The sequence below is a fragment of the Sorangium sp. So ce145 genome (assembly GCF_051525985.1).
Lineage (GTDB): Bacteria > Myxococcota_A > Polyangia > Polyangiales > Polyangiaceae > Sorangium > Sorangium cellulosum_B.
Genome location: NZ_CP150315.1, coordinates 3,331,566 through 3,355,626 on the forward strand (window position 1 = coordinate 3,331,566; position 24,061 = coordinate 3,355,626).

At 73.0% G+C, this 24,061-nt stretch carries 20 protein-coding genes; 10 read left to right on the top strand and 10 right to left on the bottom strand.

What is annotated here, in order from left to right:
• Positions 1–116 precede the first annotated feature (116 nt).
• On the top strand, positions 117–1,700 hold the full coding sequence (locus WMF34_RS12805; protein WP_437993459.1) for a hypothetical protein: 1,584 nt from the start codon (positions 117–119) through the stop codon (positions 1,698–1,700).
• A gap of 113 nt (positions 1,701–1,813) precedes the next feature.
• Here the strand turns inward: WMF34_RS12805 and WMF34_RS12810 are convergent, their stop codons facing one another.
• The 4 genes from WMF34_RS12810 to WMF34_RS12825 form a co-directional block, all read right to left on the bottom strand.
• Entirely contained in the window at positions 1,814–3,001 is a 1,188-nt protein-coding gene (locus WMF34_RS12810) for a CaiB/BaiF CoA transferase family protein (protein ID WP_437993460.1), read from the bottom strand.
• A gap of 200 nt (positions 3,002–3,201) precedes the next feature.
• Positions 3,202–3,546, bottom strand: a complete 345-nt coding sequence (locus WMF34_RS12815; protein WP_012235105.1) for an SCP2 sterol-binding domain-containing protein — start codon at positions 3,544–3,546, stop codon at positions 3,202–3,204.
• 199 nt (positions 3,547–3,745) lie between these two features.
• A complete protein-coding gene (locus WMF34_RS12820) occupies positions 3,746–4,903 on the bottom strand; it encodes an IMP dehydrogenase (protein WP_437993461.1) in 1,158 nt (385 codons plus the stop codon).
• Positions 4,904–5,106: 203 nt separating this feature from the next.
• A complete protein-coding gene (locus tag WMF34_RS12825) occupies positions 5,107–5,439 on the bottom strand; it encodes a biotin carboxylase N-terminal domain-containing protein (RefSeq protein ID WP_044964734.1) in 333 nt (110 codons plus the stop codon).
• A 157-nt stretch (positions 5,440–5,596) separates the two neighbouring features.
• On the opposite strand from WMF34_RS12825, the gene xseA reads away from it, so the two are divergent.
• From xseA to WMF34_RS12840, 3 genes are read left to right on the top strand one after another with little or no spacing between them, the layout of a single operon-like run.
• Positions 5,597–7,321 carry an exodeoxyribonuclease VII large subunit gene (gene xseA, locus WMF34_RS12830; protein ID WP_080598855.1) on the top strand — a complete coding sequence of 575 codons (1,725 nt, stop codon included), beginning with the start codon at positions 5,597–5,599 and terminating at the stop codon, positions 7,319–7,321.
• Positions 7,308–8,294 carry a shikimate dehydrogenase family protein gene (locus tag WMF34_RS12835; protein WP_012235108.1) on the top strand — a complete coding sequence of 329 codons (987 nt, stop codon included), beginning with the start codon at positions 7,308–7,310 and terminating at the stop codon, positions 8,292–8,294. Before xseA ends, WMF34_RS12835 begins: the two co-directional genes overlap by 14 nt.
• Positions 8,291–10,480 carry an amylo-alpha-1,6-glucosidase gene (locus WMF34_RS12840; RefSeq protein WP_012235109.1) on the top strand — a complete coding sequence of 730 codons (2,190 nt, stop codon included), beginning with the start codon at positions 8,291–8,293 and terminating at the stop codon, positions 10,478–10,480. The genes WMF34_RS12835 and WMF34_RS12840 overlap by 4 nt, the downstream gene beginning before the upstream one ends.
• Positions 10,481–10,513: 33 nt before the next feature.
• On the opposite strand, the gene WMF34_RS12845 is transcribed toward WMF34_RS12840, so the two are convergent.
• Positions 10,514–11,443, bottom strand: a complete 930-nt coding sequence (locus WMF34_RS12845) for a DUF4123 domain-containing protein (protein WP_012235110.1) — start codon at positions 11,441–11,443, stop codon at positions 10,514–10,516.
• A gap of 225 nt (positions 11,444–11,668) precedes the next feature.
• Positions 11,669–13,267: an oligosaccharide flippase family protein gene (locus WMF34_RS12850; RefSeq protein WP_437993462.1), complete on the bottom strand. Its 1,599-nt coding sequence runs from the start codon at positions 13,265–13,267 to the stop codon at positions 11,669–11,671.
• 57 nt (positions 13,268–13,324) lie between these two features.
• Here WMF34_RS12850 and WMF34_RS12855 point away from each other — a divergent pair, with 57 nt between their 5' ends.
• On the top strand, positions 13,325–14,071 hold the full coding sequence (locus WMF34_RS12855; protein WP_012235112.1) for a class I SAM-dependent methyltransferase: 747 nt from the start codon (positions 13,325–13,327) through the stop codon (positions 14,069–14,071).
• Between the two features lie 15 nt (positions 14,072–14,086).
• Complete coding sequence (locus WMF34_RS12860; protein WP_437993463.1) at positions 14,087–14,365, top strand: hypothetical protein; 279 nt, start codon at positions 14,087–14,089, stop codon at positions 14,363–14,365.
• A gap of 38 nt (positions 14,366–14,403) precedes the next feature.
• Here WMF34_RS12860 and WMF34_RS12865 read toward each other — a convergent pair whose 3' ends face one another.
• The 4 genes from WMF34_RS12865 to WMF34_RS12880 all read right to left on the bottom strand — a co-directional run bounded on the left by WMF34_RS12865 (position 14,404) and on the right by WMF34_RS12880 (position 17,187).
• Complete coding sequence (locus WMF34_RS12865; protein WP_012235114.1) at positions 14,404–15,309, bottom strand: glycosyltransferase family 2 protein; 906 nt, start codon at positions 15,307–15,309, stop codon at positions 14,404–14,406.
• Positions 15,306–15,833, bottom strand: coding sequence for a hypothetical protein (locus tag WMF34_RS12870; protein ID WP_437993464.1), 528 nt, complete (start codon positions 15,831–15,833; stop codon positions 15,306–15,308). Before WMF34_RS12870 ends, WMF34_RS12865 begins: the two co-directional genes overlap by 4 nt.
• Positions 15,834–15,877: 44 nt before the next feature.
• Entirely contained in the window at positions 15,878–16,828 is a 951-nt protein-coding gene (locus WMF34_RS12875; protein WP_012235116.1) for a glycosyltransferase family 2 protein, read from the bottom strand.
• Positions 16,829–17,034: 206 nt separating this feature from the next.
• Positions 17,035–17,187: a hypothetical protein gene (locus tag WMF34_RS12880; protein WP_437993465.1), complete on the bottom strand. Its 153-nt coding sequence runs from the start codon at positions 17,185–17,187 to the stop codon at positions 17,035–17,037.
• Between the two features lie 266 nt (positions 17,188–17,453).
• On the opposite strand from WMF34_RS12880, the gene WMF34_RS12885 reads away from it, so the two are divergent.
• From WMF34_RS12885 to WMF34_RS12900, 4 genes are all read left to right on the top strand, one after another.
• A complete protein-coding gene (locus WMF34_RS12885; RefSeq protein WP_437993466.1) occupies positions 17,454–20,291 on the top strand; it encodes a cation-translocating P-type ATPase in 2,838 nt (945 codons plus the stop codon).
• Between the two features lie 109 nt (positions 20,292–20,400).
• The gene (gene wecB, locus WMF34_RS12890) at positions 20,401–21,519 is read left to right on the top strand and encodes a non-hydrolyzing UDP-N-acetylglucosamine 2-epimerase (protein ID WP_012235118.1); all 1,119 of its coding nucleotides are present in this window, start codon (positions 20,401–20,403) and stop codon (positions 21,517–21,519) included.
• A gap of 304 nt (positions 21,520–21,823) precedes the next feature.
• Positions 21,824–22,420, top strand: coding sequence for a pilin (locus WMF34_RS12895; RefSeq protein ID WP_437993467.1), 597 nt, complete (start codon positions 21,824–21,826; stop codon positions 22,418–22,420).
• Positions 22,421–22,431: 11 nt separating this feature from the next.
• The gene (locus WMF34_RS12900) at positions 22,432–24,027 is read left to right on the top strand and encodes a pentapeptide repeat-containing protein (RefSeq protein WP_012235120.1); all 1,596 of its coding nucleotides are present in this window, start codon (positions 22,432–22,434) and stop codon (positions 24,025–24,027) included.
• Positions 24,028–24,061 lie beyond the last annotated feature (34 nt).

The following is a 24,061-nucleotide window of genomic DNA, read 5'->3' on the forward strand; positions in this document are numbered from 1 at the left end:
TAGCGATTGGAGTCGAGGTCTCCCTCGGCCCGAGGGGGCGCCGTCTGGAGGGGGCGGGGAGGCTCGTCCAGCCGTCTGTTAGGTCCTGGATCCTTCTTGGGGTAACCTCGGGCGCGATGGTTACGCCTCGCCTACGTCTCGGTCAGCTCCTGGTCGACGCGCGGATGATCACCCAGGACGCCCTCGAGAGGACCCTGGAGCAGCAGCGCACGGATGGCCGGCGGCTGGGGACGCTCCTTGTCGAGCAAGGGCTCATCAACGAAACCCAGCTGACGCAGATCCTGTCGCACCAGCTCGCCGTCCCCTGGGTGTCGCTCCTGCACATCGAGTTCTCGCGGCAGCTGCTCAACCTCGTCCCGCACGACGTGGCCGAGCGCTACTGCCTCGTCCCGATCTACGTTCGTCACGTCCGCAACCAGGGCGAAACGCTGTACGTCGCGATGGACGATCCGACGAACGAGGACGGCATGAAGGAGTGCATGGCGTTCTCCGGCCTGCCCGTGCGCGCGATGATCGCTCCGCCGAGCGACATCCGGAACGCCATCCGCGTCTATTACGGAGCGCGCGCCCGCTCGGCGCCGCCGCCCGCGCCCGCGAAGCAGGCCCAGGTGAGCGAGCCGCAGTCGCGGGCGCGCCCCGCCGACCCGCCGCCTTCGTCCGAGCTCTCCGGAGCGCCCGAGACCGCGCGCCACGCGGAGGACACGCCGCTGACGCCATCGACGCCGGAGCCCTTGCTGCTCACCAGGCCCGCCATGCGATCCGGGGCGCGGCTGGTCGAGGACGCGGGGCCGGCGATCGAGACCTCCGACGTCGACCCCTCCGACGTGGGCGTCATGGATGACGAGCTGGCGTGGGAAGCGCCTCGCCCCGCGGCCAAGGAAGCCCGCAGCTCCCCGGAGGAGCGGCAGATCCGCGGCCGACCGGACGAGCGCTCGCGGCCGACGTTGAAGGTCGCGCCGACGCCCGAGCTGCTCGCGGCGGCGCAGGCGGCACGATCCGCGCAGCCCGCGCAACCTGCGCAGCCAGCGCAGGCGCAGTTCACGCAGGCGGCGCAGGCGCAGTCCACGCAGGCGGCGCAGGCGCAGTCCACGCAGGCGCAGGCAGCGCAGCCGGAGCGCCGGAAGACGATGCGCCCGAGCTCCGCACCGGGGCCCGTCGCGGCGTCCGCCGCCGACGCGGCGCCGAGCATGGACGGGGCGCCGACGTCGAGCACGCCAGCCGCGGCCCTCCTCGGCGCGGTGCTCGGACGCGCCAGCGCTGCGGCGCGCACCGTCCCGGAGAGCGTGCCCGACTACGGCGACGAGCCCCCGAGCGAGCGCGAGGTGCGCAACATCCCCGCGCCGCAAGGCCGCGGTCGCCGGCGGATGGTCTCGCTCACCCTGCTCGACGGGACGACGATCACGCTCCCCGCGCGCGGGTCCAAATCCCAGCAGCAGCCGCAGCAGCAGCGAAAAGAAGCCCCGTCCCCCCGCGCCACCGCGCAGTCCGAGCCGCCTCCTCCTCCCACGGCGGACGACTCGGGCCTCACCGCGCGCGATCTGGTCTCCGCGCTGCGCGCGGTGTCCCACGGCGCCGACGCGAGCGAGATCCTCGGCAACAACGTGCGCTGGGAGGCGATGTTCGCCGCGCTCCTGTCGCTGATGCTCAAGAAGCACCTCATCGCCGACTGGGAGTTCGTCGACGAGCTGAAGAAGATCTGACGCGAAGCAGGAGCTCGGTCCCCGCCGCCGGCGCGCCGCGCGCATCTTTCGACGTGGCACGTGGCACGTGGCACGTGGCACGTGGCGCGCGGCGCGCTCGCGAACGGAGGCCGTCAGCGCGCCTCCCGCGCCGCGCCAGCGCGGATCAGCGCGTCGATGTCCCCTTCCGAGAAGCCCGCGTCGCGGAGCACGGCGCGCGTGTGCTCGCCGGCCCGAGGCGCCGGCGCGAACGCGGCGCCCGCCGGCGTGACCGGCGTCCTCAGCTGGGGGATCCGGCCGCGCGGCGAGGCGATCTCGAACAGGAGATCGCGCGAGGCGAGGTGGGGATCCGCCGCGGCGCTCCGCGGATCGAGGACCGGCTCGAGGCAGCAGTCGCGCTCGGCGGCGAAGGTCTCCCACTCGGCGCGCGTCCTCTCCCGAACGACGGCGGCCAGCTTGCGCTTGAGCTCGGCCTGGTGCGGCCCGGGGACGAGCGCGCTCGGGTCGGGATCGAGCCCGGCACCCTCGCAGAACGAGGCCCAGAACTTCGGCTCCAGCGCGGCGAGGGCCATCGCGTGCCCGTCCTTCGAGAGGTAGGTGTTGTACGGCGCGAGCCCGCCGGTGAGCGGCGCGCCGCCCGCCGCGCGCGCCGTCTCCCCGGCCGCTTCTCCCCCGCGCGCGAGCGCGGCGGCGAGCGTGGGAAGGGCGAAGCCGAGCACGCCGTCGGTCATGGCGATGTCGAGCACCGCGCCCTGCCCGGTCCGCTCCCGCTCGCGCAGCGCGGCGAGGATGGCGATCACGCACCACATCCCGCCGCTCATGTCGGCGACCTGGAAGCCCGGCACCTGCGGCGGCCCCTCGGCGGGCCCCTGCGCGCCGAGGACCCCCGCGCGCGCGATGTAGTTCAGATCGTGCCCCGCGCGCGCCGACAGGGCGCCCGTCTGACCGTAGCCGGTCAGCGCGCAGACGATGAGCCGCGGGTTGTCCGCGCGCAGCGCCGCGTGACCGAGCCCGAGCCGATCGAGCACCCCCGGGCGGAACTGGTCGAAGAGCACGTCGTAGCCGGCGACGAGCCGGCGGAAGGCGTCGCGACCCTCAGGCGCCTTCAGATCGAGCAGGGCGCTGCGCTTGCCGCGGTTCAAGAGCTGGAACGCCGCGGATTCTCCGGCGATCTGCGGGGGGAGCTGGCGCAGGAAGTCCCCGCCGGCGACGTCCTCGATCTTGTCCACCGTCGCGCCGAGATCCGCGAGCACGAGGGTCGCGAAGGGGCCTGGCAAGAGCCTCGAAAGATCGAGGACGCGCGTGTCGGTGAGAGGGCGCACGGCGGCTTTCCTGTCGTTGCGCGAGATCCGTCGAGGGATCGAGCGTATCGAGGAATGATGAGCGAAGGGCGCGCCGCGCGCAGAAGGCACCCGAGGTTGGCTGCGGCGGATGCAGGGGCTGCGATCCACAAGCGAGCCGTCAGCCCCCGTGGCGCGCGCGGCGGCGCGGCGGGCTCGCCGGATCTCCGCCGGCGCCTGGATCAGCCCGCGTTGAGCTGGAACAGCTTCGGGAGCTTCATCGCGAGCATCTGGTTGCCCGTGACCTTCAGCTTGCCCGCGAAGAAGAGCTGCATCGAGTTGGCCTGCGGGTTCTCGTGCAGCTTCTGGAAATCCTCGCTGCTGAGCGAGATCGTGACATCCGCGTTGCCAGGGTTGCCCGAGGAGAGCTTGGGCCCGCTGTCGGACAGGTCGATCAGCCACTCGCCGCCGCCCTCGCCCGTCACGTTGATCTGGTACTTCCCGCCGATCTGCTTGGCCGCGTCCGAATGCTTCACCAGCGCAGCGGGCAGCTCCTCGTTGAACAGTTTCTGGATATCGACGGCCATGGATCGCCTCCGGATGTCGTGTGGGACGTGGTGACTCGAAATCGCCTGGATACCGAGCGCGGTTTACCCGTGCCCGCGCGCGGGAGTCAAGCGAAGCACGATGCCCGCGCGCTGTCTCTTCGCTCCGTCAGGTCAGCCCTGGCGCGCCGTCTCGTCGACCCATCAGGACAACCCTGGCGCTGGGTTCACGGTGGATGCGTCATGCGCGCGCGCGCGGCGCCTGCGCGGCGGGCCGGGGCGCCTTGTCCAGCGCGGATCGGATCGGGACCATCAGCAGGCGATCGATGGCGACGCGCTGATCGGCGGGCGGCGGGCTCTCCGGTATGCCTTGCATCAGCCGGAGGTCACGGAGCGCGCCGCGATCGAGCGGGCCGAGCGATGTCCCCAGCCCGTCGAGCGGCGGCGTCATCGCGGGGAGCAGACAGACGAGGGAGATCTCGTTGGTACCCTGGCGTACCCACGTTCCCTGGTACACCGCGATCGCCTGCCCGAGCGCCTCCTGGAACACGAACGCGCGCCACTCGAGCGGCGCCGTCAGATCGAAGACGCGGCCGCCGGCGCGGAGCTCGCGGCTGTCGAGGCCGAGGGCGGCGCCGCGCGCGTCGGTCAGGAGGAAGCGCTCGAGGCACCCAGGAGAGCGCAGCGTGAGCTCCTCGAGGAGCGCGGCGAGCGCCGCGGGGCTGAGCGAGATCGGCTCGCCGTCCGGGCCGATCGCCTCGAGCCCGACCTCGTCGGAGCCCACGACGGACGCGTGGTCGAGCAGCGCGGCGAAGGTGCGCCGCGAGGGGCCGTCGAAGCCGGCCCCGATGGAAGACATCCCGGCGCTGGAGCTGAGCAGGGCGACGATACGATCCCGGCGCGGCGTCGCGAGGAGCGTGACGCCGAACCGCTCGCGGGTGGTGAGCAGCACGTGCTGCGCAGCGCTGCTCTGGCTTCGAAGCAGCAGCTGATCGCCCTCGAGGCTCAGCCCGCGCCGGCTCACCTGCGGAGGGGGCACGAGCTGCCGCCGTCCCCGCGCGAGCAGCGCGACCGCCGCCGTCACGAGCGCGACCGGCAACAGCGCACGGAATATCAAGCCGCGCGCCGTCACGACCAGCACGAGCGCGGCCAGGAAGAGCGGGATCGCCCAGCGCCGCCGGGTGTCCGTGCCCCCCGCCGGCCTCATGTCGGGAGCGGTCGCGTCGAACCACCGGGCCCGTGGGAAAGGCGTCACGGCGGCGTCGTTCGCCCGCTCGCCCGCGCGCTGCGTCGCCGGCCTGCCTGTCGCAGAAGGAGGCTCGTGGGCTCGGACCTCGATCGACGGGAGCATCGCGACGGACCCAAGCGGGTCCTTCTGGCCCTTCGCCTCGCGTCCCATCGCACCTCCACCCCGGCCGAAAGTTGGCGGTAGAATAGCATTGACCGAGGCCTGAGCGAGGGGACTTTGGGACAACGCGCTGCGTAGGGTGCTGCGCGTTGTCGACGACCCGCTCGGTTACGACCTGTTACGACCTGTTACGACCGGTTACGACCTGCCGAGGACGTCCTCGGCGGGTCGCGGATGGCGTGCGCTGCGATGTGTCACGCCGCGTTGCGACCCACGCCTCCTCGGCGACGAGGCACCCCGACGACGTCCGCTCGCATGCTTCCTCGAACTCGCGGTTTTCCGTGCACGAGATGGATGGCGCCTGCCCCGGAACGCCTGGTGACGCGGCAGATCCGGTCGAAGCGGAGGTGGCTCTCGACCGCAGGCGCGGGGCCGATGGCGTACGACGCGCTCGCGAGGCGGACATGGAGGTTGTCGCCGCCTGCGTCGCTGCAGACGACGATGCCCTGGAGGCCGGCCTCATGCAGCGATCGGAGGACTCGCACGGCGATCTCACCGCGGTTGGGAAAGAGGACCTTGCGGATCACGAGCCGGCCCTCTCACACGAAATCGCCTCCGCGAACGGCTCGTCGCTCCGCCGCTCCGCGCCGAGCCTCGCGGCGCGCCCGACGGCGGGCTCGCCTGACGCGGGATCAGGCCCGCGAGAGTCTTTCCACAGGCCGAGCAAAAGGGTACGTCTGCCCTGTGCAGCGCCGCGATATCCCGCCCGAGCTCTCGTTCGCGGCCCTTCCCGTCGCCGAGCCTCGCGAGCTCACGGGCCCGCCGCCCTCGCGCCGCCAGCGGGGCGCCGAGCCGGAGGTGGTCTCGGTCGCGGAGCTGGATCGCCGGCTGAAGCGGATCCTCGAGGGGTCGACCGCGGACGTACGCGTCGAGGGCGAGATCTCGGGCCTGCGCGTCGTGGGCAGCGGCCACGCCTACTTCACGCTCAAGGACGAGAGCGAAGAGGCGGCCATCGACTGCGTGATGTACAGGACCGCGGCGCCGCGCGCGCGGAAGCTGCTCGCCGACGGCGCGCGCGTCGTGCTCACCGGCCGCGCCACGGTCTACGTGCCTCGGGGCCGGCTCCAGTTCTCCGCGGACGACGCGCGCCTCGCCGGCCGCGGCGCGCTCCTGGAGGCGCTCTTCCGCCTCAAGGAGAAGCTCGCCGCCGAGGGGCTCTTCGCGCCGGAGCGCAAGCGCAAGCTGCCCGTCGATCCGCAGATCATCGGCGTCGTCACGAGCGGCGACGGCGCGGCGATCCACGACATCGTGACCGTCGCGTTCCGCCGCGGCGGCGCACGGCTGATCCTGGCCCGCACGCCGGTGCAGGGCGCCGGCGCCGGGCAGCGGATCGTGCGCGCGATCGCGCTGCTCGAGGAGTTCCCGGGCATCGAGGTCATCATCGTGGGGCGCGGGGGCGGCTCGGCCGACGACCTCAGCGCGTTCAACGAGGAGATCGTCGTCCGGAAGGTCGCGGCCGCGCGCGTGCCGATCGTGAGCGCCGTGGGGCACGAGATCGACGTGGCGCTGACCGACCTCGCCGCCGACGCGCGCGCCGCCACGCCCTCGCAGGCAGCAGAGATGCTCGTCGCGGACGCGGCCGCGCGGCGCGCGGCGCTGGAGCACCTCGAGGCCCGCATGCGCCGCGCGATCGCCCACCGGCTCCGGGGCGCTCGGGCCGATCTCGACCGGCAGCGCGCCCGGCTCGGCTCGCCCGCGCAGATCCTGGCGGAGCCCCAGCAGCGCATCGACGACGCCATGGCGAGGCTCCGGCGCCGCATGGAACGCATCCTCGTCGAGGATCGCGCCGCGCTCCAGCGCCTCGAGCGGAGGCTCGCCGCGCGCCACCCGCGCGCGGTGCTCGCGGGCGCCCGCGGGGCGCTCAGGCCGCTGTCGGTGCGCCTCGCCGCCGCCGCGCACCGCCACGTCGCCCTCCTGCGGGAGGGCTTCGCGGGCGACGTGGCCCGGCTCGAGGCGATGTCGCCGCTCCGCGTGCTCGCGCGCGGCTACGCCATCGCGACCGACGGGTCGGGGCGCGCGGTCCGCGATCACCGCGAGGTCGCGCCGGGCGATCCGATCGCGGTGCGCGTGCACCACGGCGCGCTGCTCGCGCGGGTCGTCGTCACCGCAGGTCCGGACGAGCCGCTCGTCGAGGGCCACGCGCACGCGCCGGCCGCGGCGGCCGCGGCCGCCGCGGCGGCGCCCGCGCCGCCTGCGCGCCAGGGCGGCGGCCCGCGCGCCGCGTCCGGCCGCGCGCCGAGGCGCAAGAGGACGCAGCCCGGCGCGCCCGCGTGCGAGCAGCTCGGGCTCGGCTTCGCGGCCGAGGAGCACGCTCCGACCCTCGGTCGCGCGGGCGCCGCCGGCCAGGTCTCGGTGGGGCAGGGCGGCGCGGAGGCCGGCCCTGAGGAGAGGCACCATGTCGAACGCTGAGCGGCGAATGTTCGGTCTCGTGGGGCACCCGGTGGGCCACTCGGTCTCGCCGGCGATGCACTCGGCCGCGTTTCGGGCGCACCACCTGCCGCACATCTACAGCGCGTTCGACGTGCCCACCGGCGCGGAGCTCGCGCGCTTCGTCAGCGACATCCGCAGCGGCCTCATCGCCGGCGCGAACGTCACGATCCCGCACAAGCGCGCGATCATGTCGATGGTCGACGACGTGGACGCGAGCGCGGCGGACGTCGGCGCCGCGAACGTCCTCTGCGCGACCGAGTCGCGGCGCGTCACGGCGTACAACACCGACGTGGTCGCGCTCCGCGACGAGCTCGCGCTGCTCCTGGGATCCGCCCCGCCCCGCGGGGACGATCCGGAGGGGCCGTACGGCGCGCGCTCGAGCCCGCGCCAGCGCGCGGTGATCATCGGCGCGGGCGGCGCGGCGTTCGCGGCGATCGCCGCGTGCAAGCTGCTCGGCTATCACCTCATCAGCGTGACCACCCGCTCGTGGACCAGCACCGAGGCGATGCTCGAGTCGCCCGCGGGGCAGCGCGCGTCCGAGCTCGGCGCGCTCACCGCGCCCTGGCCGATCCCGACCGACAGGTCGATCAGCAGCAAGTCCTCCGTGGCGCTGCGGCTCAACTGGAGCGAGTTCACGGTCGCCGCCGACCTGATCATCCAGGCCACGAGCGCCGGCATGCTCGGAGGGCCGCCCGGGGAGGAGGTCACGGGCATCATCCCGTGGGACGCGCTCTCGCCGAGCGTGTGCCTCTACGACCTCGTCTACAACCCCCCGGTGACGCCCTTCCTCCGGACGGCGCGCGAGAGAGGGCTCCGCGCCGAAGGCGGGCTCGGGATGCTGGTCGGCCAGGCGGCGCAGTCCTTCACGCTCTGGACCGGCCTCCCGGCGCCGGTCGAGGTGATGCGCGCCGCCGCCGAGGACTCGCTCAGGAAGGCAACCGGCGGTCGATGAGCTCGGACGGATCCCGGCGGAATTCCCCGACCCACGACGCGCTGTCGTCCACGCCCGCGGCGCACCGCGGCCAGGGCGCGGCGCTCGAGCACGCCTCGCCGTGGCCGCACGTCGAGGTGCGGGGCCAGTTCTCGATCGCGCGCAAGGAGTGGCTGCACACGAACGGCGCGGGGGCCTACGCGAGCTCGACGATCGCCGGCATGCACACCCGCCGTTACCACGGCCTGCTCGTCGCGGCCCTCGACCCTCCGCGGCGCCGGCACGTCATGCTCTCGCACGTCGACGTCTGCGTCCGCCCGGTCCGGCAGCAGGGCGCGCCGTCCGAGCGCCGCGCCTCGTGGCCGCGGTGGGACCTCGCCAAGCACCAGTTCCCGGGCATCGATCCGGAGAGCAGCTCGTTCTACCTCGAGCGCTTCGATCAGGATCCGCTCCCGCGCTGGGCGTACGCCGTCCCGGGCGGCGAGCTCGAGGTGACGCTCGGCCTCGTGCGCGGTGAGAACGCCGCCGTCCTCCGTTATGCCTGGAGCGGGGCGGATCCGGTGATGCTGACGCTGCGCCCGCTCCTCGCGGCCCGCCACATCCACCAGCTGCTCCGCGAGAACGGCGGGATCTCCCAGAAGGTCGAGCTGCGCGCAGGGGCGGCGCGCGGCGAGCCCGGCTCGGGGCGGGACCGCCCCGTGATGGGCGAGGTCCGGGTGCAGCCGAACCGCGCGCTGCCGAGGATCTGCTTCCGCTACCAGGGCACGTTCGTCGGCTCGCAGGACTGGTGGCGACGCTTCGAGTACCTCGGCGAGCAGGACCGGGGCCTCGATTTCCTCGAGGATCTCTGGACGCCGGGCCATTTCGAGACGGTGATCGGCGCCGAGCCCGTTCACCTGCTCGTGGCGGTGGGCGCGCTGCCCGACGACGAGCCGGAGAACCTCCTCGCGGCGGCGAGCGCGGCGATCCGCGCCGAGGACCCGGGGCCCCGGCGCCCGCTCCTGGAGCGGAAGCTCGCCATCGCGGCCGAGGCGTTCCGCGCCGACGCGGCCGCGCGGCCCAGCGTCATCGCGGGCTACCCCTGGTTCGAGGTGTGGGGCCGCGACGCGCTCATCTCCCTGCCCGGCCTCTACCTCGTGCCGCGCAAGACCGAGGCCGCGATCCGCGTCCTCCGCGCGATGATCGACGCGATGCAGGACGGCCTCGTGCCGAACCGGCTCCCCGACGCGGGCGAGCCGGCGGACTTCCACGCGGCCGACGCGACCCTCTGGCTGTTCGAGGCGGCTCGCCTGCTCGCGGACGCGGTCGGCGACACGCACCCGTTCGTGGCGGGCGAGCTGCTCGGCGCGCTCCGCGACGCCTTCGAGGCCGCCGTGCGCGGGACCCGGAACGGGATCCACGTCACCGCCGACGGCCTCTTCGCCGCCGGGCGCCCGGGCGAGGGCGCCGTCGACGGGCTCACGTGGATGGACGCGCGCGTCGCGGGCCGCGCGGTGACCGCGCGCGCCGGTTGCCCGGTCGAGCTCACGGCGCTGTGGGCGAAGGGCTCGGAGACGCTCGCGCGCCTCGCGCGGGCCGCCGGCGACGCCCGCCTCGCGGGGCGGGCGGAGGCGGCCGCGAGCGCGGCGCGCCGGGGCTTCGCCGCCCGCTTCTGGTGCGAGGAGACCGGCTACCCGTACGACGTCATCTCGGAGCACGCGGACGGCGAGGGCGCGTTCCGCGACGCGTCGATCCGCCCCAACGCGCTGATCGCCGTCGCCGTGGATCCCGCCTGCTTCACGCAGGAGCGGGCCGCGTCGCTGCTCGAGCGGGTCCGCCTGGAGCTCGTGACCCCCGCCGGCGTGCGCACGCTCTCGCCGGCCGATCCGGCCTACGCGCCCCGGTACCAGGGAGGCCCCGAGGCGCGCGACAGCGCCTACCACCAGGGCACGGCCTGGCCGTTCCTGCTCGGGTTCTACGCGCGCGCCGCCCGGCGCTTCTCCACGCTCGGCGAGCACGTGATCCCGCTGCTGCACCGGCTCGCGGCCTCCGCGGCCGCGAACGAGATCGCGCTCGGCCAGGTGCCCGAGGTCGCCTCCGGCGAGCCGCCGCACCACCCTGGTGGCAGCTTCGCGCAGGCCTTCAGCGTGGCAGAGCTCCTGCGCCTCATCGCCTGGGACCTGCCCGCCCAGGACCCAGGCAGCGCCGCGGGCGCGCCGCCGCGCTGAGCCGCGCGCCGGCCGCGGGGCCGGCGCGCGCCTTCAGCCTTGGCGTTCCAGCGCCGACTCTTCGCGCAGCGCCTTGCCGCCCCGGGCGGTGAAGCGGAGCAGCTTCCCCGGATCCTCGGCCTCCATGGCGAAGGCCTCGACCTCCTCGAACAGCGCCTCGAGCTTTCGCGGACCGCACGTGGGCAGGAAGCCGCGGAGCACGCGCGGGTCGTAGAACCGGAAGTACTGCTGCTTGCCTGTCCCGTTCTCGACAAGGAGGAATCGGCGGAGGTGCTTCCGCACGTCGCTGAACGGGCGGTCGCTCGTCAGGAAGACGCCCCAGCAGTCGCCCCAGCCTCCGTCGACCAGCGCGTCGAGCAGCCTGGACCCGTGCGGGAGGTGCACGAGCGTGGGGCCGACGTCCGCGAGGATCTCGCCCTGGAAGCCGGTGTAGAGCGAGGCGGTCTGCTCGCCCGCCTCGCCGAGCAGCAGCCGGATGCGCGGGTCGCGGGCGGCGTCGACGACCGCGAAGAGGGGCGAGCGCTCCTGCCGGAGCCGCGCCCGCGCCGACGCGGCGAACGGCGCCCCGGTCGCGAGCGCGAGCGCCGCGGCCCTGCGCGCGCGGCGCGACGGCGGCGCGGGCTGGGTCGGCGCGTAGCGGCGGTTCACCTCGCGGCGCACCACCGCGAAGACGGTCCCCCCCGCGCGGATCTCGTCGCCGTCCCGGAGCGACACCTCGCGCGCCCGCTCCCGGTTGACCTGCGTCCCGTTGCGGCTCCCCAGGTCGCGGAGGAGGTAGCTGCCGTCGATCTGCTCCACCGAGAAATGCAGGGCAGAGAGCTCACCGTCGCTCGTGATCGAGAGATCCGACTCCGGCGCGCGGCCGACGAGCAGCGGACGGTCGCCAGGGATACGCGCCGTCTGCCCGGCCAGGGGGCCCGAGATGACCCGGAGGACGAGCCCTGCTTCCTGGTCTTCGCTCATGGTCGTCTCCATCGCACAAGGCGCCGATGAGGCCGGCAACTAAGCCTAGAACACCGATCGGAGGGAAATCCACCCGAAGGCGGGCGCCACGTGGGAGACGACCGGACGACTGTCAATCTTTTCCGCCTTCCAGGCGAGGGCCCTTTGAAGCAGCCTGCGCGGATTTCACGCCGGCAGCCCCCGTTCGCCGCCCGAGACAGCGGGGGTGCGACGCGCGCGGACGCGTCAGCCGTGGCGGCTCCGCAGCGGTTCGAGGCGCAGCCAGCGCGCCACGAACGCGCGGTCCTCGGGGGCGAGCGCGCCGGTGATCCGCGCGGCCACGAGGTAGAGGCCCGCGTAGAGCGGGGCGCAGAGCGCGAGGCTGAGCGCGGGGCGCCTGTCGGTCGCGCCCGTGAGCAGGAGCGCGGCGAGCGGCGCTGCGGCCACGATCGCGGTGGCCGCGACGCGCCCGTAATGGCCCCACGGGAAGACGCCGCGGAGGCCGACGCCGGAGAAGCGCGCGATGCAGGCCACCGTCAAGGCGATCACGAGCACCTGGGTCAGCACCGCCGAGAGCGGCGCGCCGACCATGCCGATCGTCGGCAGGAGGACCAGGTTCGCCGCGGCGTTGAACGCCATCGAGAGCACCTGGATCCGCAGGATCATCGACGTCTTCCCGAACGCCATCAGCATGATCGCGTACGCCGTCACGCGCAGCGGCAGGAGCGCGGAGTAGATGCGGAACGGCACGGCGGCGCCGGCGTAGGCGTCGCCGTAGATGGTGCGCATGAGCGGCTCGGCGAAGAGGAGGAGGAACGCCGCGACCGGGAGCATGATCAGCGTCGTCTTGCGGACGCCCGAGTGCCACAGGTCGATCGCCGCCCTCGCGCCCTCCGCCGGCGTCCGGCCGTTCTCGACGCGGGCGACGAGGTCGGGGAGCATCGTCGAGGCGACGGAGTAGGCGAGGACGCCGACGAGCGGGAGCTCCTGCGAGCCGACGGAGAACTCGGCGTAGAGACCCGCGCTGAAGAAGAGGCCGATGACGAACTTGTCGAGCTTCTGGTTGAAGAGGCCGGCGAAGCGCGTGACCGAGAGCGGGAGCGCGTAGGCGAGCTGCGCCCTGACGCCGCCAGGGAACGGGGCCGGGGCGATGTCCTGGAACAGCCGCGTGTAAAGCCGGTACGAGAGCCAGAGCCGGAGGGCCTGCGCGGCGCACTGCGCTGCCACGATCCAGGCGATCGAGCACCCGAGCGCCGCGGGGACGATCGCGCTTGCGGCGTTCGAGAGCGTGACGATCAGCGCGAGCCCCGCCGACTTGCGGTGGTTGTTCGTGGCGATGAAGAGCGGGCCGAACACGCTCGCCGGGTAGGCGATCACGCTCATGAGGCCGATGAGCAGGAGGAGCTGCGTGACGCCCTCGCGGCCGTCGAGGAAGACGCTGGGGACCAGCGCGAACACCGAGAAGGCCAGCGCGGACAGCGCCCCGAGGCCGACCAGGAGCAGCATGCTCTGCCGCACCAGCCCACGGAGCTCGGCGCGGGTCACCTTGGGCGCGAAATAGAGGAACGACTCCGGGAGGTAGAGCAGCGCGAAATCGCGCCCCGTCACGAACAGCATCGTCGCGAACGCGAGCACGCCGTACTCGGCCTTGCCGAGCAGCCGCACCACGACGACGCCCTGCACGAGGACGATCAGCGTGTTGACGACCTGCCCGCCGACGATCATCCCGATCCGATCGGCGAGCGACGTGCCCTGCGCCTCGGCGGGCGCCGGCGCCTCCCGGGGGGCCTGCGGGGCGCGCGAGGGCGCGCTTGGAGCGATCTGGGTTGGCTGCTCGTCCCGCATGGCGGCTCGGTAGCACATCCTTGCCTGCGCGGCGGCCGCCGTGGCATGCGAGTCGCGATGCCTGATCATCTTTCGCAGGACCTGGACGACAGCGGCTTCCAGCAGGATCTCGAGGCGATCAACCGGTACTACACCGGGCGCTTTCTGCCGGCGAACCCGTGGGCGAGCCTGCTCAACGCGTACCCGTACCTCGCCGCGCGCCAGCGGCAGCGCCGCATGCGCGAGGCGCTCGTCGCGTGCGGTGTGCGCACGCACGAGGCGCTGCGCGAGATGTCGGTGCTCGACGTGGGCTGCGGGTCGGGCTCCAATCTGGCGTGGTTGGTCGAGCTCGGCGCGAACTCCTCGCGCCTCACCGGCATCGATCTCGTCGCGCAGCGCACCGACATCGCGCGATCGCGCTACGCCGGCATCCGCTTCATGGCGGGCGATTTCCTGAAGACCGACGTCGGCGGCCCGTTCGACATGGTGATGATGCTCGCCGTGCTGTCGTCGGTCACCAACGCTGAGCTCAAGCGGCGCCTCGTGGACAAGGCGCTCGCCCTGCTCAAGCCGGGCGGCGTCTTCTTCCTCTACGACGTGATCTCGCGGCGCCACGTCCCCGGCACCGCCGAGTACCAGCGCCTCACGTTCGCGGAGCTCGAGGGGTACGTCGCCCCGCGCAAGATTCGCTACTTCCGCAAGGATCTCCTGCGCCGCGGTGTCGCGGAGCGGCTCCTGCCGCGCGTGGGCGTGACCGTGACCGAGCTCGTCCAGGCGACCCGGCTGTTCAACATCGACGGGACCTTCGCCTACATGCGCGGTTGATCCCCGGCTCGATGGGTGGGGCAACATGCCCCGTCAGAACACCCCACCGGGGGAGCGAGCGAGCCGATCCTGAGCCGGTTCGTCCTCGCCCCGCAGCTCCGCTTCGTCTACGCGCAGTTCATGCACACGCGGTTCGGCGCGGCGCCGCTCCCGCTAGGCGCGTGGATCAAGTCGATCCTCGTGGCGATGACGATCCTGCCGGTGATGAGCGTCGAGCGGTGGTGGCGCGTCCGAAAGGCGCGGCGCGCCGAGGAGAGCGAGCGCCGCGCCTTTCGGACGCGGTGGAGGGCGTGACGGGCGCGATCGCGCACCGCGGCCGCACCTGAGCCGGCTCAGAGCCCGAGCCGCCGCAGCGCGACGCGCGCCGGCTCGGGCAGGCTGGCGCCAACGACGATCTTCCACAGCGTACGGCTGCGCCAGAGCCCCCTCCGCATCGCGGATCGCGCGAGCTCCACGGCGCGCGCCGTGTCGCCCGCCGCGTAGCTCGCCATCGCGGATCGCTTCTCGCCGTGGGCCAGGAACAGCGCCCGCCGCCTCGGATCCGCGAAGAACCGGGGATGCCGCGCGACGATGATCTCGTGCGTCTCGTGGTAACGAAGCGCGTAGCTGCTCGATACGTTTGTCTCGTGACCCATCCGGTAGAGGATGGCGACGCCGCCGAAGTGCACGCCGCGCACCCCTAGCTCGGCGAGCCCAATGTGGAAATCGTAGTCGCCGTTGCCGCGCGCGAGCTCCGGCGCGAACCCGCCGAGCTGCTCCCAGAGCGCCTTCTTGTAGACGCTGCCGCCGCCGGGGAGCGTCTGCTTCGACACGAAGTCCTCCGGCTCGACCACCGCGGGGTAGCGCCACAGCCGGCGCCGCGCGCCGAAGAGCTGGAGATCGCCGTAGACGAGCCCCACCCCCGGGTGCTCTGCGATGGTCCGGTTCGCCCTCTCGATGGCGTCGGGGGGGAGCTTGTCGTCTCCGTCGAGGTAGAAGTGGTAGGGCGTCTCGGTCAGCTCGAAGGCGCGGTTGCGCGTCGGGTAAGGGCCCATGTTCACGGGCATGCGGGCCTTGCGCAGCCTCGGGTGCTCGATCGACGCGAAGACCTCCTGGGTGCGCCGGTGCTCGGTCCCGTCCATGACGAGCACCGCCTCCCAGCGATCATCGGTCTGGGCCAGCAGGCTCTCCCAGCACTCGAGCAGCCAATCGCCCTCTGCGTAGCAGGTGATGCCGACCGTGATGAGGGGCCTTGTCATGGGCGGTCACAGGGTGGCGCGGCCGGGCGCGCCCAGCGAGCAGGCCATCTCCCGAGCTCGCGCCGTAAGCGCACCGCCCCGTCGAGCGACCTTTGCCGCTCGAACGTCGCGAGGTCCACGCCCCAGAGCACGATCTCGCAAGGGACGGCGCGGGCGCGCTCGCCCATGCGCGCCCGCGCCCTCGCCAGCAGGGGCACGCTGTCAGCGCTGACGGCCGAGGCGTGGGACAGCACGTGGTCGACCCTGCGGACCGTTCGCCGCGACTTGCGGATCACCGCGGGGTTGATGTCAGAGCCCCACGCCGTGGCGACGATCGGCGGGCCCCCGCGCATCCTCGACCAGAGGTCGTGCCACGGGCGCAGGAAGTTCGGGTGCACCACGTCGACGCCGAGCTCGCGCACACGCTGTCGCGCCCAGAGGCGCGGGAGCGCCTGGGGGATCAGGGAGGAGACGGGCCTCAGCTCCTCGCAGTAATGCCGGTTGATCGCCTCGAGATCCCGCTCGAAGCCGCTGTCGTCGGCCATCCGCCCGCCTCCCTCTCCCGCGCGCGCCCCGCCGGCCTGCGCCGTCACGGCTGCCCCACCGCCCACGCCGGCAAGCGCAGGATCCCCCAGCGCACCGCCTTGAGCAGCCCGAGCGCCACCGTCTGCTCCGCCGTGCGCGGGCGCTGCGGCTTCCGCCGCGCGAGGTAGGCGTCGAGGTAGCGCAGGAACTCCGGATCCGGCTCCAAGGCGCCCACCTCGCGCCGGATGCCCCGGTACTTGCGCGTCTTCCTGATGAAGTTTTCCCAGCTGTCGAAGTAGTCGTGCCGCATCAGGAGCTCCGGCACGTAGACGACCCGCATGTCGGGGAGCGCCCTGGCGATCCGGTAGACTAGGTAGACGCCCTCGGCGCCGTAGAACTGGTCCGGAAAGCCCCCGGTCTCCAGGTAGATGCCGCGCCGGATCGCCATGTGGCCCTCGGTCGCGAGGACGTCGTCGATCATGTCGTCGCCGCGGTCGTAGTGCCCCGCAAGCGTGCAGAAGTAGGGGTGCTCCTTGGGGATGATCCGGCCGCGCATCGCGGCGATGCGCGGGTCCTGGAAGACGCGGCAGACGACCTCGACGAACGTCGGCGCGATCAGGCCGTCGTCGTCGATGAAGGCGACGTACTCGCCCCGCGCCCAGGCGATGGCCGCGTTGCGCGCGGCGTTCAGCGGGATGCCGTCGGTCAGGCGGAGCTCGACGTCGACGAGCGGGGCGGAGCGCGGCCGCAGGTGCTCGATGCCGCCGCTGTCGGCGAGCAGGATCTCGAACGGCACGTCGAGCGCAGCCGTCTGGCCGCGCGCGTGCTGGAGGCACTCGATCAGGTAGTCCTTCGCCTTGTAGGAGATGATGATCAGCGTGAGCTTCGGCGACGGGACCTCGCGCCGCACGATGAGCTCCTTCACCTCGGGCGCGTATTTCGCGCGCCACGCCTCCTGAAGGGCGCGCTCGCCCTCGGGGAGCCCCGCTCGATCCTTGGGAAGATGGTCAGGCATCGCGGGCTCGCATGCCACGGGGGCCGCCGCGCAGGCAAGGATGTTGAGCGCGTGTCGATCGGGATGAGGACGGCGCCGCGCGCCGCGTGCGCGGCGTCGCTCGAGAAAGGACGGCGCCGCGTGCGCTGGGTCAACCGCCGCCGCGCGCCGTGACGTCCTCGAAGAGGCGCGCGAGCGCGCCAGCGCGCCCGTCGTGGCGCGCTCGCTCAGGCCGGAGAGCGCTTCGTCGTCGGGCTCGACGAGCGGATGCCCGGCCGCGCGCGCGCGAGGAGGTAATCGTAGAGCTTGCCTGGCAGCAGGTACGGCTCGTCGCCGAAGCCGGTCAGCAGCGCGAGGCGAGCGTGCGCTCGCCGTAGCAATTGCCGAAGTGCACGAGCGTCACTGCCCCGTCGCGCCGCGGCGCGACCGCGCTGGTGTCCCGGAGTGGGGCAAAATTCCCCACCGGGGTGAAAGGCCCCCCGCGATTCCAGGGTGCGAGATAGCCGGAATGCTGAACAGCCCGGGGATGCGCTGGCATGGGACGTGCCGACAACGCCGCAGTCGCGTGCGAACCACGTGACACGAAGCTGCCATCGCCGGTGAGCGCAGCGCGCACAGCGCGGCTGCCACCGCAGGAGATGACTCCATGTCCCAACGCGTCCTCCCCCCGTCGGCCGCGATCGCCTGGCACAGCCTGCCTGTCCCCGATGTGCTCTCCAAAATCGAGAGCGCCGAGGCTGGCCTCGCGGGCGACGAGGCCGCTCGGCGGCTCAAGGACGTCGGGCCCAACGTGATCCAGCGCGCGAAGGGCGACGGTCCGCTCAAGCTGCTCTTCCGTCAGATCAACGACCCGCTCATCTACGTGCTGCTCGCGTCGGCGGCCCTCGCGATGGCCATGGGCGAGGCGATCGACGGCGCGGTCGTGCTGGCGGTCGTGGTGCTCAACACGGCGATCGGCTTCGTCCAGGAGCTCCGCGCGGGCAAGGCGATCGAGGCGCTCGTCGACATGGTGCCGCAGACGGCCACGGTCGTGCGCGGCGGCCAGCGGAGCGTGATCCCCGCCGCCGAGGTGGTCCCCGGCGACGTGGTGGTGCTCGACGCCGGCGACAAGGTCCCCGCTGACGCCCGGCTGCTCTCGGTGAAGAACCTCCACGTGGACGAGTCGGCGCTCACCGGGGAGTCGGTGCCGTCGGACAAACACGTCGCGGCGGTCCCCGAGGACGCCGGCGTCGGCGATCGCAAGAACCTCGCCTTCGGCGGGACGCTCGTGACCAGCGGCGCGGCCACCGCGGTGGTCGTCGCCACGGGCGCCGCGACCGAGCTCGGCCGCATCTCCTCGATGCTCCACGAGGCGACCGAGATCGAGACGCCGCTCACGCGCTCGATGGCCAAGGTCGGCCGCGTGCTGACCGTCGCGATCGTCGCGGTCGCGCTGCTCATCGTCGGGGTCGCGCTGCTCCGGGGCTACCCGCCGGTCGACGCGATGCTCGCGGGCATCTCGCTCGCGGTCGCCGCGATCCCGGAGGGGCTGCCCGCGATCATCACCATCTCGCTCGCCATCGGCGTGCAGCGGATGGCGCGGCGCCGCGCGGTGATCCGGAAGCTGCCCGCGGTCGAGACGCTGGGCAGCACGGGCGTCATCTGCTCGGACAAGACCGGGACGCTGACGCGGAACGAGATGACGGTCCGGGCCCTGTGGACGCCCGCCGCCGGCGCGCAAGGGGAGGCGGCGCTCGAGCAGGCCGGAGCCGCGCTCGAGGTGACCGGCGTCGGCTACGCGCCCGAAGGCGAGCTCCGCCGCGACGGCGCGCCGGTCGGCGAGGTGCCCGAGGCGGTGCGCGCGCTGCTCCGCGCGGGGCTGCTCTGCAACGACGCCCGCATGACGCGCGAGGGGGACGCCTGCGGCATCCAGGGCGATCCGACCGAGGGCGCGCTCGTCGTCGCGGCCCAGAAGCTCGGCGTGGACGTCGAGGGGACGCGGCGGGAGCACCGCCGCGTGGATGTCGTCCCGTTCTCGTCGGAGCGGCAGCTCATGGCGACGCTCCACGAGGCCCCCGGCGGAGACCGGGTGATCTTCATGAAGGGGGCGCCCGAGGCGGTGCTCGGCCGCGCCGCGATCGGCGAGGCGGGGCGGGCCCAGGTGATGGCGCAGGTCGAGCAGATGGCGGCGCAGGGCATGCGTGTGCTCGCCGTGGCCTCGCGGCCGGCGGGCCGCGACGTGGCCTCGCTCGATGAGGAGCACCTCCCGGAGGGGTTCGAGCTCCTCGGCCTGGAGGGGATGATCGACCCGCCGCGGCCCGAGGCGATCGACGCGATCAAGGCGTGCCACGCGGCCGGGATCACCGTGAAGATGATCACGGGCGACCACCTGGCGACCGCGCGGGCGATCGGCGGGCAGCTCGGGCTCGTGCCGGACGGGGCGCGCGCGATGAACGGCACGGAGCTCTCGCGGCTCTCGGAGGGCGAGCTGCGCGCGGCGGCGACGTCCACGCACGTGTTCGCGCGCGTCGCGCCGGAGCACAAGCTCCGCCTGGTGAAGGCGCTGCAGGCCGAGGGGAAGGTCGTCGCGATGACCGGCGACGGCGTGAACGACGCGCCGGCGCTCAAGCAGGCGGACATCGGCGTGGCCATGGGGATCACGGGGACCGCGGTGTCGAAGGAGTCCGCCGACGTCGTGCTGACGGACGACAACTTCGCGAGCATCCGGGCGGCGGTCGAGGAGGGGCGCCGCGTCTATGACAACCTGGTCAAGGCGCTCGCGTTCGTGCTGCCGACGAACCTGGGCGAGGCGCTGATCCTGCTCGTGGCGGTGATGAGCTTCCCGATCGTCGGGGGCGCGCCGCTCATGCCGATCACGGCCGTCCAGATCCTCTGGGTCAACCTGGTCGCCACGGTGGCGCTCTCCCTGCCGCTCGCGTTCGAGGCGATGGAGAAGGACGTGATGAGCCGCCCGCCCCGGGATCCGGGCGAGCCGATCCTGAGCCGGTTCGTGCTCGTGCGCACGGCGATCGTCGCGGTCCTCATGACGGCCGGGGCGATCGGGCTGTTCTTTTACGAGTACTTCACGGAGCTGCGCGGCGGCGTCGTCTCGGAGATCGCCTACCGCGAGGCCCAGACCGCGGCGGTCACGACGGTCGTGCTGTTCCAGATCTTCTACGTGCTCAACTGCCGGTCGCTGCGCGATTCGATGCTGAAGATCGGGCTGTTCTCGAATCCCTGGGTCTACGTCGGGATCGGCGCGCTGCTCGCGCTGCAGCTCTGCTTCGTCTATGCGCCGTTCATGCACACGCTGTTCGGCTCGGCGCCGCTGTCGCTCGACGCGTGGGTGAAGTCGACGCTGGTGGCGATGTCGATCTTGCCCGTGATGAGCGCCGAGCGGTGGTGGCGCACACGCCGGGCGCGGCGCTCGGCGGAGCGCGAGCGCAGGTCCGACCCGTCCGACGTGGGCGGCGTCGCGAGCGCGATGGCGAACCGCGGCGCGTAGGTGTCGTGGAATCGCAGGTGACAGCGACGATATCGAGCGCCGGCCGCGCCCGCGGCTCCGTCAAAACGCTGGTGCTGCGCCGGGTACCACGGCATCATCCTCGGTCGAGATGATCTACCTCGTCGCCGCGACGCGCCCGAACTTCATGAAGCTCGCCCCCATCTGCCGCGCCCTCAAGGCGCGCCGCCTACCGATGCGGCTGCTCCACACGGGGCAGCACTTCGACACGACGATGAGCGATGTGTTCTTCCGGGATCTCGGCCTGCCGACGCCGGATCACACGCTCAAGGCGGGCGGCGGCTCGCACGCCCAGCAGACGGCGGCGGTCCTCGTCGGCGCCGAGGCCGACATGATCGAGCACCGGCCCAAGGTGGTTGTCGTCGTCGGGGACGTCACGAGCACGCTCGCGGGCGCGCTCGCGGCGTCCAAGCTCGGAATTCCCGTCGTCCACGTGGAGTCCGGGCTGCGCTCGCGCGACTGGACGATGCCCGAGGAGATCAACCGCGTCCTCACCGACCAGCTCTCCGATCTCCTGCTCACCCCCTCTCACGACGCCCACCCCAACCTGCTCGCGGAGGGCATCCCGCCCGAGCGAATCCGGTTCGTCGGCAACGTGATGATCGACTCGGTCCACTACGCCCTCAAGCGCCAGACGGACGCGCTCTCGCGCTTCGGGCTCGAGCCGAAGAAGTACGCGATCGCGACGCTCCACCGCCCGGCCAACGTCGACAGCGCCGAGCGGCTCGCCGAGACGCTCGACGCGCTCGAGGCGATCGCGCAGCGCCTGCCGACCGTGTTCCCCGTCCACCCGCGCACCGTCGCCCGCGCCGAGTCCTTCGGGCTGTCGGCGCGCCTCCGCGAGACGAAGGGGCTCCGGATCATGGAGCCGCTCGGATACGACGATTTCGTGACCGTGATGGGCAATGCGCTGCTTGTCGCCACCGACTCCGGCGGCATCCAGGAAGAGACGACCGCGCTCGGGATCCCGTGCCTCACGATGCGTCAGGGCACCGAGCGGCCCATCACCGTGACGCAGGGCACGAACATCGTCGTCGGGCTCGACGCCGCGCTCATCGCGCGCGAGGTCGACGCCATCCTCGACGGCCGCGCCAAGCGAGGCTCCGTGCCTGAGGGATGGGACGGCAAGACCGGCGAGCGCATCGCAGACGCGCTCGAAGCGTTCCTCGCGGGGGATCCGCCGCCCAAGACCGCTGGCCCGCGCGCCTGAGCTCACCGCCCCCCTCGCTCGCCGCGGTGCCGGAGCGACGGGCGCGACCGACGCGACCGACGCGACCGACGCGACCGACGCGACCGACGCGACGCCGAGCGCAGGATGCACCACGCGCGCTCACCGCGCCGCCAACTCGCTTCTTTCGTGGCCTACGTGGGCGTCGCGCGGGCCACACGACCACACTCCCCACAACCCCCGACCAAACAGCGCTCCATGGCCCAGAGCGCCCTGGGTTGTGCTTGTTTATCGATGAACAGCCCCGGTATATAGTTGTATCGTGGCAAGAAATTTTCGACCTGGCGTGGCGTGGGCGGCTCGGGGGCGAGGTCAACGAGGTTTCTCGCTCGTCGAGGTGATGGTCGCGGGCGGGGTCGTGGCGATCCTGGCCGCCCTGGGGACCCAGGGGGTGTCCAGGTACCTCGTGTTCGCCAAATCGGCCGAGGCCAAGCAGACGATCGGCGGCATCGCCAGGGCCGTCGTCGGTTCGGCCGAGCGCCTCCAGGCGATGTCGGGCACCGCGGCGGTCCAGCCGCTGTGCAGCGATGCGGTCACCGTGCCCAACGCGTTCTATCGTGTCCAGGGGCAGAAATATCAGCCCGATCCCAGGCCGGGTGTGGACTACAACACCGGGAGTACGACCGTCGGCTGGAAGTGCCTTGCGTTCTCGGTCAGCCACCCTCAGTCGTACCAGTATCGATATCGACTCGGTGGCTCTCCCATGCCTGTCTCCGTCAACCATTTCCCGGAGGACGTGCCGGTGGATCGCAGGTGGGCCGCCTATGCGCGAGGCGACCTCGACGGGGACAATACGCACGCGTGGTTCGCGCTGGACGGCTACATGAAGGACGGGCAGGTGGTGTTCGCGAGCACGATCGGCACCATCGACCCGGACGAGTAGGCGGCGCCGCCATGGACACCGCAGCTCTCCACACGCTCTTCGGTGCCCTCTCGTCGCGCCGCGGCGGCGAGAGCACCGCCATCGAGCTCCCGGGCGCGGACCTCGCGGCCGCGCACCTGCGCTGCGCCGACCTCCAGGGCGCGAACCTCGCGGGCGCGCGCCTCGACGGGGCCAAGCTCACCGGCGCGAACCTCGGGGGGGCGCGGCTCGACGCCGCGTCGCTCGTCAACGCCGACCTCACCGGGGCCGACCTGCGCTGGGCCGATCTCTCGGGGGCGCTGCTCGGCGGGGCGCTGCTCGCGGCCGCGGATCTGCGCGGGGCCAAGCTCCCGCGCTCGTTCTCCTCGGCGGGCTCGCTCGTGGGCGCGCGCGTCGATCCGTCGGCGTGCGCGCGCTCCGGCTTCGACGAGGAGGCCATCCTGGCGCTGGCGAGCGCGGGCGCGTCGTTCGACGACATCGCGTCGTTCCCTTCGCCGCTGCGCGACGCCCTCGCGAGCGCCGACGCGGTCCCCGAGAGCGCAGCGCGGAGCCGTCGCCCCGCGGCGCCGGACTCGCGGCGGATGGAGGCGGCGCCGGACTCGCGGCGGATGGAGGCGGCGCCGGACTCGCGGCGGATGGAGGCAGCGCCGGACTCGCGACGGATGGAGGCAGCGCCGGACTCGCGGCGGATGGAGGCAGCGCCGGCCTCGCGGCGGATGGAAGCGGCGTGGTCATCGCAACGGATCTCGGCGCCACCCGAGTCGCAGCGGATACCCGAGTCGCAGCGGATGCCCCCCGCGACCGACGTTCCTCGCCAGAGCGTGGCGACCAGCGCCCCTCGCCGCGCTGCCGGTGAGCGCGAGCCTCCGGCGGTCCGCCGCGCCGCCGTGTCCGGTGGCCCTCGGAGGGCGCCGGACGCGCCCGAGCTCGCGCGGTCGACCGAGCTGCGCCTCGCGCTCGCCGGCGGCGCATTGCTCCTCGTCCTCGCGGCCGCCGTCGCCCTGGCGAAGATCCCTCCGCGCGGCCTCCTCCTGGCAGCGCACGCCGGCAGCGCGCTGGGCGCGGCGCTCTTGACCTTCGCGCTGCCTCTTGTCGGCGCCGAACGCAACGCCCTGCGCTCCCTGGGCGCCCGTCTCGTGCTCGCCGCGTTCGCCGCGACGCTCGTCTACGGCCTCGATCCGTCGCGCCTCGCGGTCTTCCGGCTGCGCGCCACGCTCGCCTCGGGCGACGCCGCGCAACGGTCCACCGCCGTACGCCTCCTCGCGAGGAGCGGTCACCGCAGCTTCGACGGGCTGGATCTGTCGGGGCTCGATCTCTCCCGAGCCGATCTCGGCCAGAGCAGCTTCCGGAACGCGCGCCTCGCCGGGGCGGACCTCTCGGGCGCCGCGCTGATGGAGTCGACCTTCGGGGCCGCCGATCTGACCGCCGCCAACCTCCGAGGTGCCGACCTCACCGGGACCGACGCCGAACAGGCGACCGGCTGGGAGCTCGCGGCGTGCGACGCGGCGACGGAGCTGCCAGACGAAGGCGCGTGCGTGCTGGGACACCCGGTGCGGGCAAATCAGCCCTCGAGCGACACCACCGCGCGCTCCGCGCACGAGGGCGCCGCGCCGGCGGGGGCGCTGTAGCGAGCGGCGATCGGCGGTCGCGGGCCGGATCGCT

Excerpts from the sequence above, each read along its gene's own strand:
- WMF34_RS12805 (WP_437993459.1), top strand. The coding sequence starts at position 117 with ATGGTTACGCCTCGCCTACGTCTCGGTCAGCTCCTGGTCGACGCGCGG.
- WMF34_RS12815 (WP_012235105.1), bottom strand. The coding sequence starts at position 3,546 with ATGGCCGTCGATATCCAGAAACTGTTCAACGAGGAGCTGCCCGCTGCG.
- WMF34_RS12820 (WP_437993461.1), bottom strand. The coding sequence starts at position 4,903 with ATGGGACGCGAGGCGAAGGGCCAGAAGGACCCGCTTGGGTCCGTCGCG.
- WMF34_RS12835 (WP_012235108.1), top strand. The coding sequence starts at position 7,308 with ATGTCGAACGCTGAGCGGCGAATGTTCGGTCTCGTGGGGCACCCGGTG.
- WMF34_RS12840 (WP_012235109.1), top strand. The coding sequence starts at position 8,291 with ATGAGCTCGGACGGATCCCGGCGGAATTCCCCGACCCACGACGCGCTG.
- WMF34_RS12845 (WP_012235110.1), bottom strand. The coding sequence starts at position 11,443 with ATGAGCGAAGACCAGGAAGCAGGGCTCGTCCTCCGGGTCATCTCGGGC.
- WMF34_RS12850 (WP_437993462.1), bottom strand. The coding sequence starts at position 13,267 with ATGCGGGACGAGCAGCCAACCCAGATCGCTCCAAGCGCGCCCTCGCGC.
- WMF34_RS12855 (WP_012235112.1), top strand. The coding sequence starts at position 13,325 with ATGCCTGATCATCTTTCGCAGGACCTGGACGACAGCGGCTTCCAGCAG.
- WMF34_RS12865 (WP_012235114.1), bottom strand. The coding sequence starts at position 15,309 with ATGACAAGGCCCCTCATCACGGTCGGCATCACCTGCTACGCAGAGGGC.
- WMF34_RS12870 (WP_437993464.1), bottom strand. The coding sequence starts at position 15,833 with ATGGCCGACGACAGCGGCTTCGAGCGGGATCTCGAGGCGATCAACCGG.
- WMF34_RS12875 (WP_012235116.1), bottom strand. The coding sequence starts at position 16,828 with ATGCCTGACCATCTTCCCAAGGATCGAGCGGGGCTCCCCGAGGGCGAG.
- WMF34_RS12885 (WP_437993466.1), top strand. The coding sequence starts at position 17,454 with ATGTCCCAACGCGTCCTCCCCCCGTCGGCCGCGATCGCCTGGCACAGC.
- wecB (WP_012235118.1), top strand. The coding sequence starts at position 20,401 with ATGATCTACCTCGTCGCCGCGACGCGCCCGAACTTCATGAAGCTCGCC.
- WMF34_RS12900 (WP_012235120.1), top strand. The coding sequence starts at position 22,432 with ATGGACACCGCAGCTCTCCACACGCTCTTCGGTGCCCTCTCGTCGCGC.